Origin of the sequence: Acinetobacter sp. NCu2D-2, from assembly GCF_001647675.1 — a bacterium.
In the GTDB taxonomy this organism is placed as follows: Bacteria; Pseudomonadota; Gammaproteobacteria; order Pseudomonadales; family Moraxellaceae; genus Acinetobacter.
This window is the reverse complement of record NZ_CP015594.1, coordinates 2,710,768-2,727,242: the sequence shown is the minus strand read 5'-3', so window position 1 is coordinate 2,727,242 and position 16,475 is coordinate 2,710,768. Positions and strand designations below refer to the sequence as shown.

The 16,475-nt window shown below is 40.7% G+C and carries 16 protein-coding genes and 1 pseudogene; 7 read left to right on the top strand and 10 right to left on the bottom strand.

Annotated elements, in window-relative coordinates:
* The gene (locus A3K93_RS13145; protein ID WP_067731612.1) at positions 1-594 is read right to left on the bottom strand and encodes a YqiA/YcfP family alpha/beta fold hydrolase; all 594 of its coding nucleotides are present in this window, start codon (positions 592-594) and stop codon (positions 1-3) included.
* 251 nt (positions 595-845) lie between these two features.
* On the opposite strand from A3K93_RS13145, the gene A3K93_RS13140 reads away from it, so the two are divergent.
* Positions 846-2,177 carry a PGAP1-like alpha/beta domain-containing protein gene (locus A3K93_RS13140; RefSeq protein ID WP_067731611.1) on the top strand — a complete coding sequence of 444 codons (1,332 nt, stop codon included), beginning with the start codon at positions 846-848 and terminating at the stop codon, positions 2,175-2,177.
* Positions 2,178-2,208: 31 nt separating this feature from the next.
* Here A3K93_RS13140 and A3K93_RS13135 read toward each other — a convergent pair whose 3' ends face one another.
* The 3 genes from A3K93_RS13135 to gshA form a co-directional block, all read right to left on the bottom strand.
* Positions 2,209-3,513 (bottom strand): IS4 family transposase, encoded by a 1,305-nt coding sequence (locus A3K93_RS13135; protein ID WP_067728078.1) that lies wholly within the window; start codon positions 3,511-3,513, stop codon positions 2,209-2,211.
* A 94-nt stretch (positions 3,514-3,607) separates the two neighbouring features.
* Positions 3,608-4,135, bottom strand: a complete 528-nt coding sequence (locus A3K93_RS13130; protein ID WP_067731610.1) for a disulfide bond formation protein B — start codon at positions 4,133-4,135, stop codon at positions 3,608-3,610.
* 21 nt (positions 4,136-4,156) lie between these two features.
* Positions 4,157-5,734, bottom strand: coding sequence for a glutamate--cysteine ligase (gshA, locus tag A3K93_RS13125; RefSeq protein ID WP_067731609.1), 1,578 nt, complete (start codon positions 5,732-5,734; stop codon positions 4,157-4,159).
* Between the two features lie 211 nt (positions 5,735-5,945).
* On the opposite strand from gshA, the gene A3K93_RS13120 reads away from it, so the two are divergent.
* From A3K93_RS13120 to A3K93_RS13110, 3 genes are read left to right on the top strand one after another with little or no spacing between them, the layout of a single operon-like run.
* Entirely contained in the window at positions 5,946-6,485 is a 540-nt protein-coding gene (locus tag A3K93_RS13120; RefSeq protein WP_067731608.1) for a DUF924 family protein, read from the top strand.
* A gap of 43 nt (positions 6,486-6,528) precedes the next feature.
* Positions 6,529-7,077, top strand: coding sequence for a CC0125/CC1285 family lipoprotein (locus A3K93_RS13115; RefSeq protein ID WP_067731607.1), 549 nt, complete (start codon positions 6,529-6,531; stop codon positions 7,075-7,077).
* 13 nt (positions 7,078-7,090) lie between these two features.
* Positions 7,091-8,392, top strand: a complete 1,302-nt coding sequence (locus tag A3K93_RS13110; protein WP_067731606.1) for a DUF445 domain-containing protein — start codon at positions 7,091-7,093, stop codon at positions 8,390-8,392.
* Positions 8,393-8,410: 18 nt separating this feature from the next.
* Here A3K93_RS13110 and A3K93_RS13105 read toward each other — a convergent pair whose 3' ends face one another.
* On the bottom strand, positions 8,411-8,689 hold the full coding sequence (locus A3K93_RS13105; RefSeq protein WP_067731605.1) for a DUF2798 domain-containing protein: 279 nt from the start codon (positions 8,687-8,689) through the stop codon (positions 8,411-8,413).
* A 245-nt stretch (positions 8,690-8,934) separates the two neighbouring features.
* Here A3K93_RS13105 and argS point away from each other — a divergent pair, with 245 nt between their 5' ends.
* Together argS and A3K93_RS13095 are read left to right on the top strand one after the other, a co-directional pair.
* Positions 8,935-10,725 carry an arginine--tRNA ligase gene (argS, locus tag A3K93_RS13100; protein ID WP_067731604.1) on the top strand — a complete coding sequence of 597 codons (1,791 nt, stop codon included), beginning with the start codon at positions 8,935-8,937 and terminating at the stop codon, positions 10,723-10,725.
* 281 nt (positions 10,726-11,006) lie between these two features.
* Positions 11,007-11,609, top strand: a complete 603-nt coding sequence (locus tag A3K93_RS13095) for an SPOR domain-containing protein (protein ID WP_067731603.1) — start codon at positions 11,007-11,009, stop codon at positions 11,607-11,609.
* 226 nt (positions 11,610-11,835) lie between these two features.
* Here A3K93_RS13095 and asd read toward each other — a convergent pair whose 3' ends face one another.
* From asd to pncB, 3 genes are all read right to left on the bottom strand, one after another.
* Positions 11,836-12,687 (bottom strand): archaetidylserine decarboxylase, encoded by an 852-nt coding sequence (asd, locus tag A3K93_RS13090; RefSeq protein ID WP_067731602.1) that lies wholly within the window; start codon positions 12,685-12,687, stop codon positions 11,836-11,838.
* Positions 12,684-13,526, bottom strand: a complete 843-nt coding sequence (locus A3K93_RS13085; RefSeq protein ID WP_067731601.1) for a sulfurtransferase — start codon at positions 13,524-13,526, stop codon at positions 12,684-12,686. Before A3K93_RS13085 ends, asd begins: the two co-directional genes overlap by 4 nt.
* A gap of 177 nt (positions 13,527-13,703) precedes the next feature.
* The gene (gene pncB, locus A3K93_RS13080; protein ID WP_067731600.1) at positions 13,704-14,915 is read right to left on the bottom strand and encodes a nicotinate phosphoribosyltransferase; all 1,212 of its coding nucleotides are present in this window, start codon (positions 14,913-14,915) and stop codon (positions 13,704-13,706) included.
* A gap of 430 nt (positions 14,916-15,345) precedes the next feature.
* Here pncB and A3K93_RS14930 point away from each other — a divergent pair.
* Positions 15,346-15,483, top strand: a pseudogene (locus A3K93_RS14930) (roadblock/LC7 domain-containing protein); the annotation flags it as partial.
* A 70-nt stretch (positions 15,484-15,553) separates the two neighbouring features.
* Here the strand turns inward: A3K93_RS14930 and A3K93_RS13075 are convergent.
* Both A3K93_RS13075 and A3K93_RS13070 read right to left on the bottom strand, forming a co-directional pair.
* Entirely contained in the window at positions 15,554-15,736 is a 183-nt protein-coding gene (locus A3K93_RS13075; RefSeq protein ID WP_067731757.1) for a CopG family transcriptional regulator, read from the bottom strand.
* A 205-nt stretch (positions 15,737-15,941) separates the two neighbouring features.
* Complete coding sequence (locus A3K93_RS13070; RefSeq protein ID WP_067731599.1) at positions 15,942-16,472, bottom strand: ankyrin repeat domain-containing protein; 531 nt, start codon at positions 16,470-16,472, stop codon at positions 15,942-15,944.
* Positions 16,473-16,475: the final 3 nt, after the last annotated feature.

Sequence of the window (16,475 nt, the reverse complement as noted above, 5' to 3'; positions counted from 1 at the left end):
TTATTCGGTTTCCTTTTTTATGCAGTCCAATAAAAACTGTAAGACCAACGGAATTTTATCCGCAAAATCATCCATACCATGTGAACCATAGGCTTCCGTTATGATTCTCGCAGGTGGATGAGCAGCACTATAATAGCGTTGTGCATCACGATAATCCAAAACTTCATCGCCTTGTTGTAACAAGACCAAAATTTTGTCTGCATCTTGTGCAGTTGGCAGTGCCAATGCTTCGAGTTGTTCAAGATCTGTTTCATCCAAGGACCAATTTGGATGTACCTGATAAGGTAAAACCACATCAAATAATTCTCGAAACAACTGCCATGGTCGCACAGCTGGATTAATCAAAACAGCAGGCACATGATGCTTTGCGACCAAATGTGTCGCATAAAATCCACCTAAACTACTTCCGACTAAAGCCACGTCATTCATCGATTCGATGAGCTGTGAAACCTGTTGAATCGCAGCTTTAGGCGACATATTTAAATCGGGCAAATGAACTTTAATATCATGATTATGCTCACAATATTTTTTTAACAACTGACCTTTTACAGACAGCGCACTGCTATTAAAGCCATGTAGATATATGACATTCATCTGCTAATTAACAAAAAAGTATAGAATTTGACCATTTTTTATCTTATATATGAGACATGGGTCACATTAATTAATTTGTTTTAATGGTGACATTGTTAGACAAAAAAAACCGTGCAATGTCGCAATCATCGGTATTTTAAAAGCATTCGAACATGCATTTCATTAAATATCGAAGATAAAAGAATTTATACCGCGAAGCGCCTTAAAAAGAAAGATGTCTGTTCGCGCATTCATTTGAGGGATAGGATCAGATGCCAAGCTTAACTCCGTTGCATGAAACCTATTGTAAATGGGACCGTACACCTCCGAGTCAGGCCGATGTGCTTGAAGGCTTGGCACAGCTGGTCACCATGCGTTTTAGTGATGTAGTACAAGAGCTGATCAAGACCATTCAACGTGAAATTTTGATGAGTGTGTTTGGTCTGAGTGAACAAAACTCTAAGAAGCTGCAGAATATTCCCTATATCACCAAGCTGTATCAAATGTCTTATGACATGATTTTCCACTATGGCAATACGTTGGTGGCACCAAGTCTACGTGGGATTATCGAAAAATTTCCAAAATTACATGACAAACCTTTAACCCCAACGCTGCACTTTCTGGTGGGTGCTTTAAATGGTGTAATTGGCGATTACTTGCTGCGTGATCAAAACCCAATGGCATTACCGATGTGTCTGTATGACCATTATGGCAGCCTACAAAAAGGTGAACTTTCAGGACGCGTGACCATCTTTGTCCATGGCTTGTGTATGAACCATTTAGATTGGTCAAACAACAAATATGAAGGCATTGGTGAAAAGCTGTTATCTCAGCGTGATCACAACACCATGTTGTATCTGAACTACAATACAGGTCGACGCATTTCTGCCAATGGGCGTAGCCTTGCCAATACTTTACAAGACCTGTTGAATCGTAATCCTAAAATTACTGGCTTTGATTTAATTGGTCACAGTATGGGTGGATTGGTGTCACGTAGTGCCCTGTTTTACGGCAAGCAAAATGTCTATCCATGGGTGTCTATGGTTCATAATATCGTGTGCTTGGGTTCACCACATCATGGGGCTGTATTGGAACGTTTCGGTTTTAGCCTGCAAGAAAAACTGGGGCAATTCCCATTTATGAAAATTGTCGGTCATGTGGTAAATATCCGCAGTAATGGCATCTTAGATTTACGTCATGGCAGCGTGCGTGATGATGACTGGGAGCACAATGATGTGCGTATAGGCTTTATGGATGACAACCGTAAACCTGCGCCTATTCCATCTCATATCAATGCCTATCTTGTTGCGGGTACGATTGAATTTCAAAATAGGCATAACCGCACTTTAAATGTCATCGGTGATTATTTGGTGAGTGTGAAAAGTGCTTTGGGTGAACATCCTAATCCGCGCTTCGAGCTGAAAATTCCAGAATCTCATAAAGCAATTTTTTATGGATTGAATCATTTTGATATTCAGTACCACCCAAGTGTGGCTGAACAAATCGCACGCTGGTTCTATCCAAGTGCAGAAGATCAAGACGATGATCAAATCCATGAATATATGATGGATTTGGAAAGCCTTGAAGGCATTGCATTAACCTAAAAAAAGCCCTCATATGAGTAATGCCAGTCAGTTAAGAAATTGACTGGCATTTTCTTGGATATTTTTGTGCTTTAATTTTCACTACTCGCGGACATTGCCTTTGCCTTTTTTCAGGTAATACAAATATTTTAGATTGTTCAAATAATTGTGCTAAATGTTTGGGTAGATTTCCTGCTGATTCTAAAGGTGTGTGCCTTAAGATATTGATAATACTCATAGATGCAATATGGAAACTGATCCTTAAAGGACTCACCTTTGCATGTTCAGCGATAAACCTCATCTGTCTTCTTAAGATATTATAAGCAATAAATACCCCCCACAATTCTTGATAGACCAAATCAGGTTGTTTGCTTCTTAAAATTCTTGCATCCTGTAAATCACTTTTAATTTCCCGATAACACATTTCTATTTCCCAACGCTGGATATAAAGCATTGCAAGGTCTTTGAATGGATAAACTTCAGAATCTGTTAATGATGTAATGTAACGTCTTATTTTTCCTGCATATTCAACTTCAATTAAACGTGCTTCCCAATAGTCACCCAATGACGGATTTATCTTTTTTGCTCTTGCTGAAACAGGCATTTTGATCTGAAAGTCATGGGCCGCATTATGATGAATCACTTCATAACGCAGGTTGTCCTTTGCTCGCATCAACCAATGACTCTCTTCTGCCTGAGATTGCCAACTCACTAAAAAATCAGCAGAGAAGTAAGCACGATCAAATAGGGTAATACTGCGAACTGGTGCTTTTAATTGACTGGCTAAGGTTAATTCACCTTGATCCATACTGCCAATTTGGGCATCAATCATTTCATGTGTATTGGTATTCACCAGGCAAGTCGCTCTGACTTGTGGGTAAGGGGTAGCTGCTGTTTTGCCTTTGGATGAACCAAAGTGCTTAAAGTTTTCTTCTGTATGAGGCATAGACCAAACCACACCATCTACAGCACAAACGCATAGACCGTGAAAGTTGCTATATTGTTGTTGTGAGTCTTTAAACCATGCCTGACTTAATGTCGAAAATAAAGCACTCATGGGCTCTAAGCCTAAGCGCTGTCTTGCTTGTACGGATGCACTCGGTACACAGTATTCTGCCGTACCGAAAACAAGTTGCAATTGTTGAACCACATACCAAATCGGTTGATTTCGAAATAGAGCAAGTCCGATTACCAGCCAAACAACATGTTCAGCAGGCAGTTTTCTTTTTCGAATTGATGCTTTACCTGTTTGGTTTAAGCAATCTTCAATCCAGTTTAAATCAATCAATTCACTGAATTGTGAAAGTGAAGGTAGGGTTTGTTTTAATGTTAAATCTAAATTCTGAGATAAATTCATAAAAAAAGAGCGTATTTACATACGCTCTTTTTACAGTATTTTAACTTTTTTTGCTTAACTGACTGGCATTACTCATATGAGGGCTTTTTTTGTATCAGTATTTGTCTCGAAGACGCTGAACCGGCGCATCTTCATAACGGCGGAATAGCTGCCATAAGCACACAATGAATAAAATGCTAAAGAAGATCAACGACCATACAGGTAGCGACTGCCCCAGGAAGGTCCAATCCACTTTTGCACATTCGCCTGAACCGGTCAGCACTTGCTCAAACACAGCTTTCATCGGCAAGGTTTCCACCCAGTATTCCAGACCAGGACCACAGCTTGGTACTTTATCCGGTGGTAAGTTTTGCAGCCAAACATGACGTGCAGCCACACCTGCTGACCATAGAATACTTAAACTTGCGAGCAATGCATAAATACGTTTGCCGATATTGGATTTTGGATGATGCAGCAATGCCACTAAGGAAATAATGCCTAAACCAATCAATCCAATACGCTGAAAAATACACAATGGGCAAGGCTCTAAACCTTGCACATGTTCTAAAAACAAAGCGAATGCCATTCCAAGCACAGACGCTAAAAATAGTGCAGCACTGACAAAGCGATAGCCTGCTCGCATGCGAAATCCTCAAATATTTTTTTATTGGAATTGAGCTAAGTATTCTTCAAAACTGATGCTTTGATCTTGCTCAAGTTGTTGTTGCTGTTGAATAGATGCTTTAGCAGCCTGTTTGAAATACGCGGCTGTTTCAGCACTCAACTGATGCTGAGCATATACTGCAGTATGTTGTTGTGCCAACATTTGTCCAAAATGCCACATACCACCATGTTCACGTGTATCACCCACCATTAAGGCTGACAAAGTGGCATCCACTTCATCTACGCGGGTTTGCATGGTATTTAATGCATTTGCATAGAGGTCTGTCTCGTATGTCGCATCCAAAAGTTTAGCTAAAGGCTGCATACGTTTTAAATACATGGCACACCAATCTTCAATTGGATAAGACTGACCATTTTCAATCATTTCAACATTAGGTGCGCGACCACGGTTGACGACTTCCGCTTGGTTTTGCTCAATCACATCTTGCTCATCACTGAGTAATGCAGGACTGTCTTGCAATAAACAATACAGCGCCACGATTTCTAAGAAACCCGCCGTGTCTTCATTAATCCCAATCGGGCTATATGGGTTCACGTCTACCGCACGAAGCTCAACATAACCGATACCGCGATTTGCAAGCGCTTGAGATGGTGTTTCCCCTGCCTGCGGCACTTGTTTTGGACGTACTAGACTGTAGTACTCATTTTCAATCTGCAGTACGTGGTCATTAATCTGAATCGGCTCACCGTTTTGATCTTTTAGACCTAAATGTTTAAATGGTTTATAAGAGGTTTTCACCGCTTTTTGCAAACCTTTTAAATAATCTTTCAGATTGTTGTAATGAATGCCCAATTGTTTTTGCGCTGAGTTTTGATAACCAAAACGTCCCATACGCAGTGCAGTCGCATACGGCGAATAAAGCGTGCCTTTCACCAATGGTAGTAGATGATGGTCACGACCAACCATAAAGCATTGGCATACTGCAGGACTCGCTCCGATCAAGAACATCACCAATGGCGTTAAACGAATAAAGTTTCGAATTAAGCCCATATAGCGTTCGCTACGATAATCTTGCAGGCTCAGTGCTTTTAATTTTTTATCTTGTTCTTGAGCTTGCAGCGCTTCAAAGAGTTCATCTGGGAACGATAAATTATAATGTACCCCTGAAATGGTCTGCATACGGCGACCATAACGAACCCCTAAACCACGACGATATAAGGTCTTAAATAGACCGATATTGGATGTGCCATATTGTGCCAATGGAATACGATCATCACTGCTATCGAGCATACATGGCATCGACATAGGCCAAAGTTTTTCGTCATTTTCTAGATGCTGATTGGCAACAGCATGGATATCCATTAAGTAATCGAGTGCTTTTTTAATGCTGTCTTTTGGCGGAGTAATAAACTCCATCAACGCTTCAGAATAGTCCGTCGTGATATGTGGATGAGTCAGTGCAGAACCTAAACTTTTAGGATGTTGCGATTGCGATAGAAAACCGTTGCTTTGCATACGCAGGCTTTCTCGTTCAATACCGCGCAGCATTCCTTTCAGGAGCGACGAATCTACCCAATTTGGCAATACATCTTGAGTGGTCGATTCCAGTTGACTCATTACAATCTCGCTTAATGGGATACACTATTAAAATAAAATCATCAGTTTATATGAGTATAACTTGATTTCGCAGTCAGACATGACACGCTGTCTAGATTTCAAGCAAATCATCGACTTTTAATTTGGCAAATTTTTAACACAATCTTTCTCTATAAGACATGTGAAATTTGTGATTTTATTAACAAATAAATGCTAACAAGTTGTAACCATTATGAATTATGAAGATATTTTAAAATTTTGGTTTAGCACTGAAACTGAACCTCATTGGTTTGCCAAGAGCATAGAATTCGACCAAAAACTTACATCACAATTTGGTCAAGTCTTGGCTCAAGCAGCACAAGCCGAGTTATGGTCATGGCGTAAAAGCGCTGAAGGACGCTTGGCTGAGATCATCGTGCTTGATCAATTTTCAAGAAATATCTATCGAGATACCGCTCAAGCCTTTGCACAAGATGGACTGGCTTTAGCTTTGGCACAAGAAGCAATTAGTTTAAAGCTCGATCAGCAACTCAGTCCTGAGCAACGCTCATTTTTATATATGCCCTTTATGCATAGTGAGTCCAAACTCATTCATGAGTTCGCGTTAAAACTATTTCAACGATTGGGCAATGAAACCAATTTAGAGTTTGAGAAAAAGCATAAGGTGATTATTGATCGCTTTGGTCGTTACCCACACCGTAATGCTATTTTAGGACGCGAGTCCACACCTGATGAAATTGAGTTTCTCAAACAACCCAACAGTAGTTTTTAACAAATTTAATGCCATGAGATTTATCATTTAAAGGAGACATCAGATGAAAAAAGTGATGCTAGGGCTTTGCACTGCAGCCCTAATCGGTTTGTCAGGATGTGCTTCTACGCCAACAAAACCCTTAACTTTTGATCAACTTGGTCAATTTACTGCAACACCCCTGAATCAAAACAGTTATCGGGTCAGTTTTACAGCACGACCAAATATGAGCCTGGGCACTGCCGAAGAAATTGCATTATTAAAGTCAGCGCAAATTACCGTACAAAATGGATTCCAATTTTTTAAAGTGATAGATGATCCAAGCAATCAAGCGCAAAAACCTGCGCGACAAGCAATTGTCTATCCACAAAACAATTTCCCGCCATATGGTATGTACCGAAGATCACCTTATTATTGGTCAAATCCTTTTTATGAAGCGCCGTACACAGTAACCTTGGAACCTGCTCAAGTTTCTTATACCATTCAATGTTTTAAAGAAAAAAAACAACCTGATGATGCTTTTGATGCCCGTTTAATCTTGCAATCATTAGGTCAAAAATATGGTGTAGGTCCACGTGGTGAAGTATTGCAACCACCTATGACATCACAATAACAACAGGATATTTATGCAAAATCAGACCATCGCTCCGAGCTTACAACGCAGTAAACGATTTGCCACCATCGCCTTGGTAAGCGCAGTTGTGGCGTGGCTGGCGCTGATGGTCACTGCAAAAATCTTTCCTGAATATCTTTGGCTGATTCATATTTTAATGCTATCCGCTGAAGCAGGTGTGGTCGGCGGTTTGGCAGATTGGTATGCCATTACGGTGTTATTCCGTAATCCGTTTGGCAAAATGCCCATTCCGAAGTTTTTGCGTGATCACACAGAAATTATTCCCCGTAATAAAGCTCGTATTGCTGAGTCGATGGGGCGCTTTGTACAGGAAAATTTTCTTTCACCTCAAATTGTGCAACGCAGTCTTGCCAATACGGATCTCAGTCTTGCCGCAGGAAAATGGCTCGCCAATCCCAAAAATAATGCACAGGTCACGCAAGCCATTCAGCAATCTGTACCCAAGATTTTTGAGTTTGTTGGACAGGAACAAATTTCGGGCTTTATTCAAAGCAACAGCGTGCAATGGGTCAAAAATACGCAAATTAATCACTTGGCGAGTGAAATGCTACGTGCGGTTTTGGAAAATGACTTCCATCAAGACGTGCTACAACGCGGGCTTGATCTCGCACATGAGTGGATGATTTCACACCCTGAAAAAACCCAAGAGATTACCCGTAATTTATTTAAAGAAATGGGTGTGTGGCGCCTCGCCAAAGGTGCCAGTTGGATTGGCATTGATGTACAGCAGCGCAGTATCGATTCCGTGATTGGGCGAGTTGAAGCCATGCTGGCAGATGCAGATCATCCGTGGCGGATTAAAATTGAAGAAGCAGCAAATACTTTAATGCTGCAACTCTCAGATCCGAATAGTGAAGCGAGTCAAAAGCTCAATTCAAGTAAAAACGCCCTACTCGATAGCCCACAAGTGCTGAATTTTATCAGTGGTGCCGTTGTCATCCTTTGTGATGCTATTAAAGCTGACTTAGAACAAGCCAATTCAGGCATCGCTGAAAATATTCGTATCGCCATTCAACAGGTCGGACAAAATATCGTTTCCAATGCTTCTGTACGTGAACTACTGAACCATCGCCTAAGTGGCATTGCAGTTGAACTCAGCGACCAATACAGTGAAAAAGTTATTCGTTTTATCAGCGAGCGTATTCACGAATGGGATTCAACGGAGATGATCGATAAGATTGAAAATGAAGTCGGTGGCGACTTACATATGATTCGCGTCAACGGTGTAGTTGTGGGCGCATTTATCGGTTTAGTTTTGGGAGTGATTCGTGCAGTGGTCGAAAATTTACTTTAAGTAAATTTCGAGTTCGTTTTATTTGGGTGGTGCCATATCAACAAATAGTGAAGCAAATTTGCGCACAAACGGCAGTAAAGTGACCACAATGGGAAACGCAATCGCCCAAGAAATCATCCAGTTATATAACCATAGCTGAATAAAGCCATCGAACCAACCCAAATTACGTAGCATGTTAATTAATGAGATAATGCCACTCATCAGACTTGATAAGAAAAATGGAATCACAATAAGCGCCCATTTTCCGGGTAATTTGGGAATATGACCAATAATTGTCGGTCGTTTTGACGCTGCCACAACTTACTCTTAAATGCCTTTATTAGGCGCAATACTATAAAGGATTTTGCTGATCAATGTTTCGCTTTTCTGTATAAAATAAGAGCTATTTCACACAAATCATAATCTTCACCCACGTCAAAATTGGGGCCTGTTTTCTCAATTTTTTATCTCTATATTTTCCGAGCGATACAAATGGTTTCCCCTAAAGAGCCTGAAATTTGCTATATTTGCTGTTTTTCCGCGACATTTATTTTCGACTGATTATGAACACGGCAATCCAAGCAGCTCTAGAACATGCAGTGCAATCCCTTCAAGCTGAAGGTGTCCTCCCATCTGACTGGAAAAATACCAGTAATTTGACGCGTACCAAAGACCGATCGCACGGTGACTTCGCTTCAAATATTGCGATGATTGCCTCTAAAGCTGCGGGGATGAAACCACGTGACTTAGCTGAGAAAATTTTAGCTGCATTGCCTGAAGTGGTAGACATCAGCAAAGCTGAGATCGCAGGTCCTGGCTTTATTAACTTCTTCCTAAATGCCGATCAGCGTTTTGCAATCCTTGACCAAATTCAAGCGCAAAAAGACAGCTTTGGTCGCACTCAAGCCAATGCTGAAAAACGTATTCAAGTTGAGTTTGTCTCTGCAAACCCAACTTCAAGTCTACACGTGGGTCATGGTCGTGGTGCAGCGTATGGTATGACGGTTGCCAATCTTCTTGAAGCCACTGGTGCTAAAGTGGATCGCGAATACTATGTCAACGATGCTGGCCGTCAAATGGACATTTTGGCGACTTCAACTTACTTACGTTACTTAGAATTAAAGGGTCAAACTTTAGTTTTCCCTAAAAATGCCTACCAAGGTGACTACGTTAAAGAAATCGCGCAAAGCATCATCGACAAAGATGGCGATGCTTATGTACGCGATGTCGCAGATGTCTATAAAGATGTTCCTGAAGATGTGCAATATGCACCTGAGCTTGATGCTGAGGGCAATAAAGTCGTACTTTCAGGCGATAAAGAAAAACATATCGATGGTTTGATCTTTAACTCACAAAACCTACTTGGCGCAGGCTACCGCGTGTTCCATCAAGCTGCTTTACATGCCATCTTGGATGATATTAAAGATGACCTTGGTGAGTTTGGTGTAACCTTCAACAATTGGTTCAGTGAAGCAACGTTGACTGAAAAGATTGATGAAGCGCTTCAAACATTAGATCAACGTGGCTTCTTATACGAAAAAGACGGCAACATCTGGTTTAAATCGACTGAATTCGGTGATGAAAAAGACCGTGTAGTAAAACGTCGTAATGGTCAAACCACTTACTTTGCGTCAGACATTGCCTATCACTTAAACAAACTGCAACGTGGTTATACCGACATCATTGATATCTGGGGTTCAGACCACCACGGTTATATTGCACGTGTGAAAGCTGCAATTGATGCGCTTGGCTATGACTCTAAAAAACTAACAGTTCTTCTCGTTCAGTTCGTGAGCCTATGGCGTGGCGGTGAGATGGTGCAAATGTCATCTCGTTCAGGTCAGTACGTAACTTTACGTGACCTTCGTAAAGAAGTTGGTAACGATGCTGCTCGTTTCTACTACGTGATGCGTAAGTCTGAACAACACATTGACTTTGACTTAGACCTTGCTGTGTCTCAAAGTAAAGACAATGCGGTGTACTACATCCAATACGCACATGCCCGTATCTGCCGTATGTTAGAAAAAGCAGCGAGCCTCAATGTGAACTTCGATGCAACTGCGGCACGCAGCTTGGCATCTAAACTTGAGCTTGATGCTGAAACTGAAATCTTAGCAAAACTTGCAGCTTACCCAGAAATTCTGACTCGTGCTGCGAACAGCTATGAACCACACCAAGTGGGTAACTACTTAAAAGAACTCGCTGCACTGTTCCATGGCTGGTATAACGAAAACAAAGTATTGGGTGATGATGCTGAACTCACTCAAGCACGTTTATTGTTATCTGTAAACGTACGTCAAGTACTGCGCAATGGTTTAGAGCTTCTTGGTGTGTCTGCACCTGAATCAATGTAAAGCACTGCTTTTACATTGATTCAAGAAGGTTAATAGTACAAAGAATTGCTTTGTATGCTCGCAAGATGAGAGCTGTCTCGAAGTGAGCACCTTGTAGATCACATCAGCTGTTGAAAGCGCTAGGTTGATCTGTATTGAATACAGATCAACGATAAAAATCACATGAGATCTGTATGCAAAATGATGACATTTAGCACATGATCACATAGGATACACAGAACAAGGCATAACTTTGGTTATGCCTTTTCTATCCTGAGAATAAAGATAAGAGGACGTCCCTAGTGTTTGGTAAGACTCAGCGCGGTGTATCTGAAAGACCGAATAAACCGAAAAAGCCTTTAATTCCAACGTGGCTCGGTACACTTGTGGTCATTTTGATCGTTTTGAGTTTTCTCATGGCATTGATGCTGTGGAAACCATGGGAACCTGTTAAACCGAAGGATCAACTGAGTTCTGAGCATTACGAAGAAGAAGACACCAATAAAGACTACCGTTTTTATGATCTCCTCCCTCAGCAGCAAGTTACCCCTATTCCAGATCAGGCAGTTCCTGAAACTAAAAGTCAGGAAGCTGTTGTCATTGTTGAAGCACCTAAAAATAACGCTGAAGAAGCCACTGAACCTGGCTTAGAATCTGCCGATACTGCTGCACCTGTACAATCTTATATTCTGCAAGTACGTAGCTATGATGACCCAGATCAAGCCGATGCACGTCGTGCTGAAATCATCTTGAATGGTCTTTCTGCCGATGTCGTACGAAGTGTTGAAGGTGGCAAAGTTTGGTACCGCGTAATTTCAGGTCCTTATGATTCAGCTGATGCTGCGGTCATCGCACAACAAACTTTACAACATAGTGGGATCGACTCAATCGTTGTAAAACGCTAAGTCCAGAAAATAAAAAAGCACCGAATGGTGCTTTTTTACTGCCTATTATTCCCTCTCCTTTCAGGAGAGGGTTAGGGAGAGGTCTTGTCCCTTCACCTAAATTCTTCCTAAAAGAAGATTATTAGGAGGGATTATCTGTGGAAATCAGCTTTAAATTTTAACACCTAACTCCAGTATTTTTATAAATCCCCCTCAATCCCCCTTTTACAAAGGGGGAAGATTTCAATTAAAGTATATGCCCCATCGCTTCGCCCATTACGACAGTTGAATTGGCTTTAAACTCTGTATCCCATTGCATTTTATTTTCTTCAAATAAAACCACAGCAGTTGAACCCAAGTAGAAACGACCGAGCTCTGCACCTTTTTCCAAAAATAAATTGTGCTGATTCAGTTCAATACGACCTGATGGTTTTACTTTACCAGTTGCAACCGTTTCAATACCCGCCACGATCATGGCACCCACCAAGACCACTGCCATACGCCCTAATTCAGTATCGAACAAACACACCATACGTTCATTTCGAGCGAACAACCCTGGAATATTCTCGGCTGTGGTTTGATTCACAGAAAACAGTTCACCTGGTACATACAGAGTCTCGGTCAAAGTCCCTGCAAACGGCATATGCACACGGTGATAATCTTTCGGTGATAAGTAAACTGTAGCAAACTGACCATTTTTAAACGGTTCAGCCAATTGCGGATCGGCAATTAAATTTTCAACGGTAAATTTTTGGCCTTTGGCTTGGAAAACATCACCTTCAACAATTTGACCCAGTTGAGAGATTGCGCCATCCGCAGGTGAAACAATACTGCTTGGGTTGCTATCTACCGCACGTACACCTTGCTTTAAAGCACGGGTAAAGAATTCATTAAATGATTTAAATTTTAGGGCATTTTGCTGTTCAGCAATCGACATATCAATGCCATATTGTGCTTTGAATGCAGTAATCACGGCATTTTTAATCAATGGGTTTTCGCTGGCTGCGACTTTACCGACGACACGTGATAATTTGTGTTGTGGCACCACTTTTTGAGCTTGAATAAAGATTTGTTGTTTTAAACGCGATGTGATGCTCAAGATTGCAACTCCCCAGTAGCGATTGGACTATCGAGGCGGTTGCCCCACTCACTCCACGCACCATCATAGGCTCGGATTTGCCAACCCAATAGACGTCCTAACATGTAGGCCAAACCTGAACGGTGATGCGACTGGCAATACACCACAACAGGCTGTTTTAAGTCAAAACCAAGTTGTTCCAAACGCTGCTGTGTGCGCTGTAGTGGATGTAATTTTAAATGATTTTGACGGTTAAGGGCAGTACTCCACTCGAAATGACGTGCCCCAGGAATGTGACCGCCGCGTCGCGCTGCTAAACGCAGACCGGTATATTCATCTTCAGTACGGCAATCCCAGACTTGAATCTGCCCTTGTTCCACCTGTTCACGCAATGCGTCATAGTCAATATGGAATTGATTTTTTGCTGCCAGATTCACGGAAACCAGGTTATCTACTGCTGCACTTTTTTGTTGTTCCATCGATGTGGGCAAGCCCGCTGCAAGCCATGCATGAATGCCACCATTAAGTAGACTGGTATTTTCAAAGCCAAGACAATGCAAATTCCAAAGTAAGCGCCCTGCCCACGCACCACCTTCATCATCATAGGCAACAACATGATGCTCAGGAGAAATATTTAAGTAACGAATGAGTTCTTCAAGTTGCTCTTGCTCAGGTAACAGGCCCATCGCATTTTCTTCTTGGCGTACCAATAATTTTGGCTGAACATGGATCGCATGTGGAATATGTAGCTGTTCATAAACAGATGCACGGCTCAAATCGACAATTCGAAGCTTGTCATTTCCCAAATACGGTACCAAATCTTCTGCTTCAATCAGCAGACCAAAATTAAAAGCTGTCATGGTGTTCTAAGCTATTTTCATTCAAATCCATTTGATCTTAGCACAGCTCATTTTCTCGATTATGCTGTTTTTATCGAGATCTTTAGCATTTTTTAAGATAATAAAGTTGATAAAAAAATCATAATGCATAAAAAAGCCGCCTCTAATTGAGACGGCTTTAAATTGAAATAATCGGTTTTAAACTTCAGCAGGTTCGGTGATCTCAAATACCTGTCTTAAATATGCCAAGAACGTATCGTTATCTGTCATGGTTTTACCTGGGCTATCAGAAATTTTAGCCACGGATTGACCATTACATTCCACTAGTTTCAACACGATATTCAGTGCTGTTTGGCCCATATCATTGGTCAAGTTGGTTCCAATACCAAAACTGACTTGGAAACGATCTTTAAAGTACTGGTGTAAATTCCAGGCTTTTTCGATGTTTAGACCATCGCTGAAGGTCAGCATTTTGGTCTTACTGTCTATTTTTAACTTTTTATAGTGTGCGTAGGCTTTATCACCCCATTCATAGGGGTCGCCACTGTCGTGACGTAAGCCATCAAAGAGTTTGGCAAAGTATAAATCGAAGTCATTTAAGAACGCATCCATGCCCACCACGTCGGTCAAGGCAATTCCTAAGTCACCGCGGTATTCTTGGACCCAAGTTTCTAAGGCAGATTTTTGGAAATTACGCAGACGCACATCCAGTGCTTGAAAGGCTTGCAGAAATTCATGCGCCATCGTACCAATTGGTGTAATGCCTAAATCCTTTGCAAGCAGGACGTTACTGGTACCACGGAATACATGAGGTGCAGCTTTATTCAGTTCTTCAACCACATGTTTTTGCCATGCAAAGCTATAACGACGGCGTGTACCGAAGTCAGACACCAAGAATGGCGGATCATTTGGGTCTTGGTCTTTTTCATAGCGTTTTAATAATTCAACTTTCGCTTTTAAACGACGCTCGCCTTCGGCAATCACGTCATCACTTGTAATGCGGCGGAAATAGAGCTCGTTCACAATTGCAAGAACGAAGATTTCAAACATCATCGCTTGAACCATCGGTCCTTCGACCCAAATGTCCAAACGGCCTTCTTCATCTATTGAGGCTTTAATAAAACGGCGTTTTAATTGGAAGAGTTCTAAATAATCGACAAAGTCACTTTTGATAAAACGAAGACTGCGTAAATATTGCAGCTCATCCTCTTTAAATTTTAAAGTACAAAGTAAATCGAGCTGCTCATTCAATTCATCCAGAATCTCAACCAGCGGATAAGCTGTATCTTCGAGATTACGACAACGGAAATGATAAACACTGTGCGTTTGTGGAAACTTGTGCAACACCACCTGCAACATTGTGAATTTATACAGGTCAGTATCGAGCAATGAATGAATGATTGGCGCCATAACTAATAGGTAATATCGCTGTGCTTCTCAGCATTAAAGCACAAATAGATGCAGAATATTGTAGGTTTTACATACAGCTAACTGAAATTTTAGGGGAGTTTTTAGACTAAAGTCTAAGCTATTTCAACATTTTTTCACCATCAATTAAATCTGCACTTATTTAAATGATGAAGTCACACTCACTAAACTTATTTTCTAAATTCTCCAACTAGGTCACATTTACAATGTAAATAAAATTAAAACTTATGTTTCTGTATTGTTTGTAATGTTGATTCTTTGTTTCAAAAATTAAGCTGTCTAATAGCTATGGATCCACACTCATCGATAAAAGATATAACAATGTTCCTGTGGTTTAGACACAATCTATTGATAAATATCATTTTTATAATTAATTAGATTTATATTTAAACTATATGCACATATTATGATTAAGCAGTATCATATCCTCCGCCCTTTAGACCGTAATCCAGATTTATTTTTATACTTGGTTTTAGACCGTCAAAAAGCCAATCTTGCGATGGCACGTCATGACCTACGCAAATTCGAAAAAGAGCTCGATTTCTCTTAATGTTATTTCAAATAAAAAAACTGCCGAAATGGCAGTTTTTTTATAGCTCGATTTGAACTATTTAATTTCTTTATTCTGACTCAGATACTTTGGGCTTAGTCGCATAATCGACATTATGCTTCTGTAAATATTCACGAATCAGCTGACGCACCACTTGTGATGGCTTTAAATCTTGACGCTCACATAAGTCTTCAAATGCTTGCTTTTTTACGGGATCAATCAGCACCGTAAGTCGCGCAGTTTTATTTTCCATAATCATGTTACTCAATCAATTTTATTATCATTAAATGATAATAAAATTAACATACAGCTTTGACAATGATATTTATGTGAACGATTGATAACGCGTTAATCTATAAGATGAAACTATCTGTAAACGATAACTTAGCGATTACTTTAGCAAAGTTATGGCTACTTTTTAAGCAAATTAAAAATATTCTCTCAATTCTCGCCCCAATTTATTTTTTAGAGGTCGTGACCTGCTTTTCAGCTTCGCGAATAATCTGTTGCAGCTGTTTGTCTTGACCAATGACTTTGGCAAATTCAGCTGTGGTCTTTTGACCTGTGGCTTTTGCATTGGCATCACAATCAATTTGGCGCAGCTGTTTAGCAATGGTAAATTCCATTTTAAACAGAGCACCCATTAAAGCCGTATTGCCTCGTTTATCACGTAGACAACGATCTGCACCATGCTTTAACAACAAAGTAATTACTGGCTGATGACCATAATAAGTCGCCATCATCAAAGGTGTATAGCCATCACTGTTACGAACATCGACTGGAAAGCCATATTTTAAGAATTCTTGAATGACTTCAGTATTGCCTGTTTTAGCTGCTGCAAAAAACAGATCGATCAATTCCTGTTGTGAGGTCACCTGAACGCTTGCGCTGGTTTTAGCGGGGGAGATTTCTTTCGCTAGCGTTACGTTTGCGAATGCGGAACTGAAAGCGAAAAAACTGGCTAAAACAATACGTGGCAGGACGTTCATGAT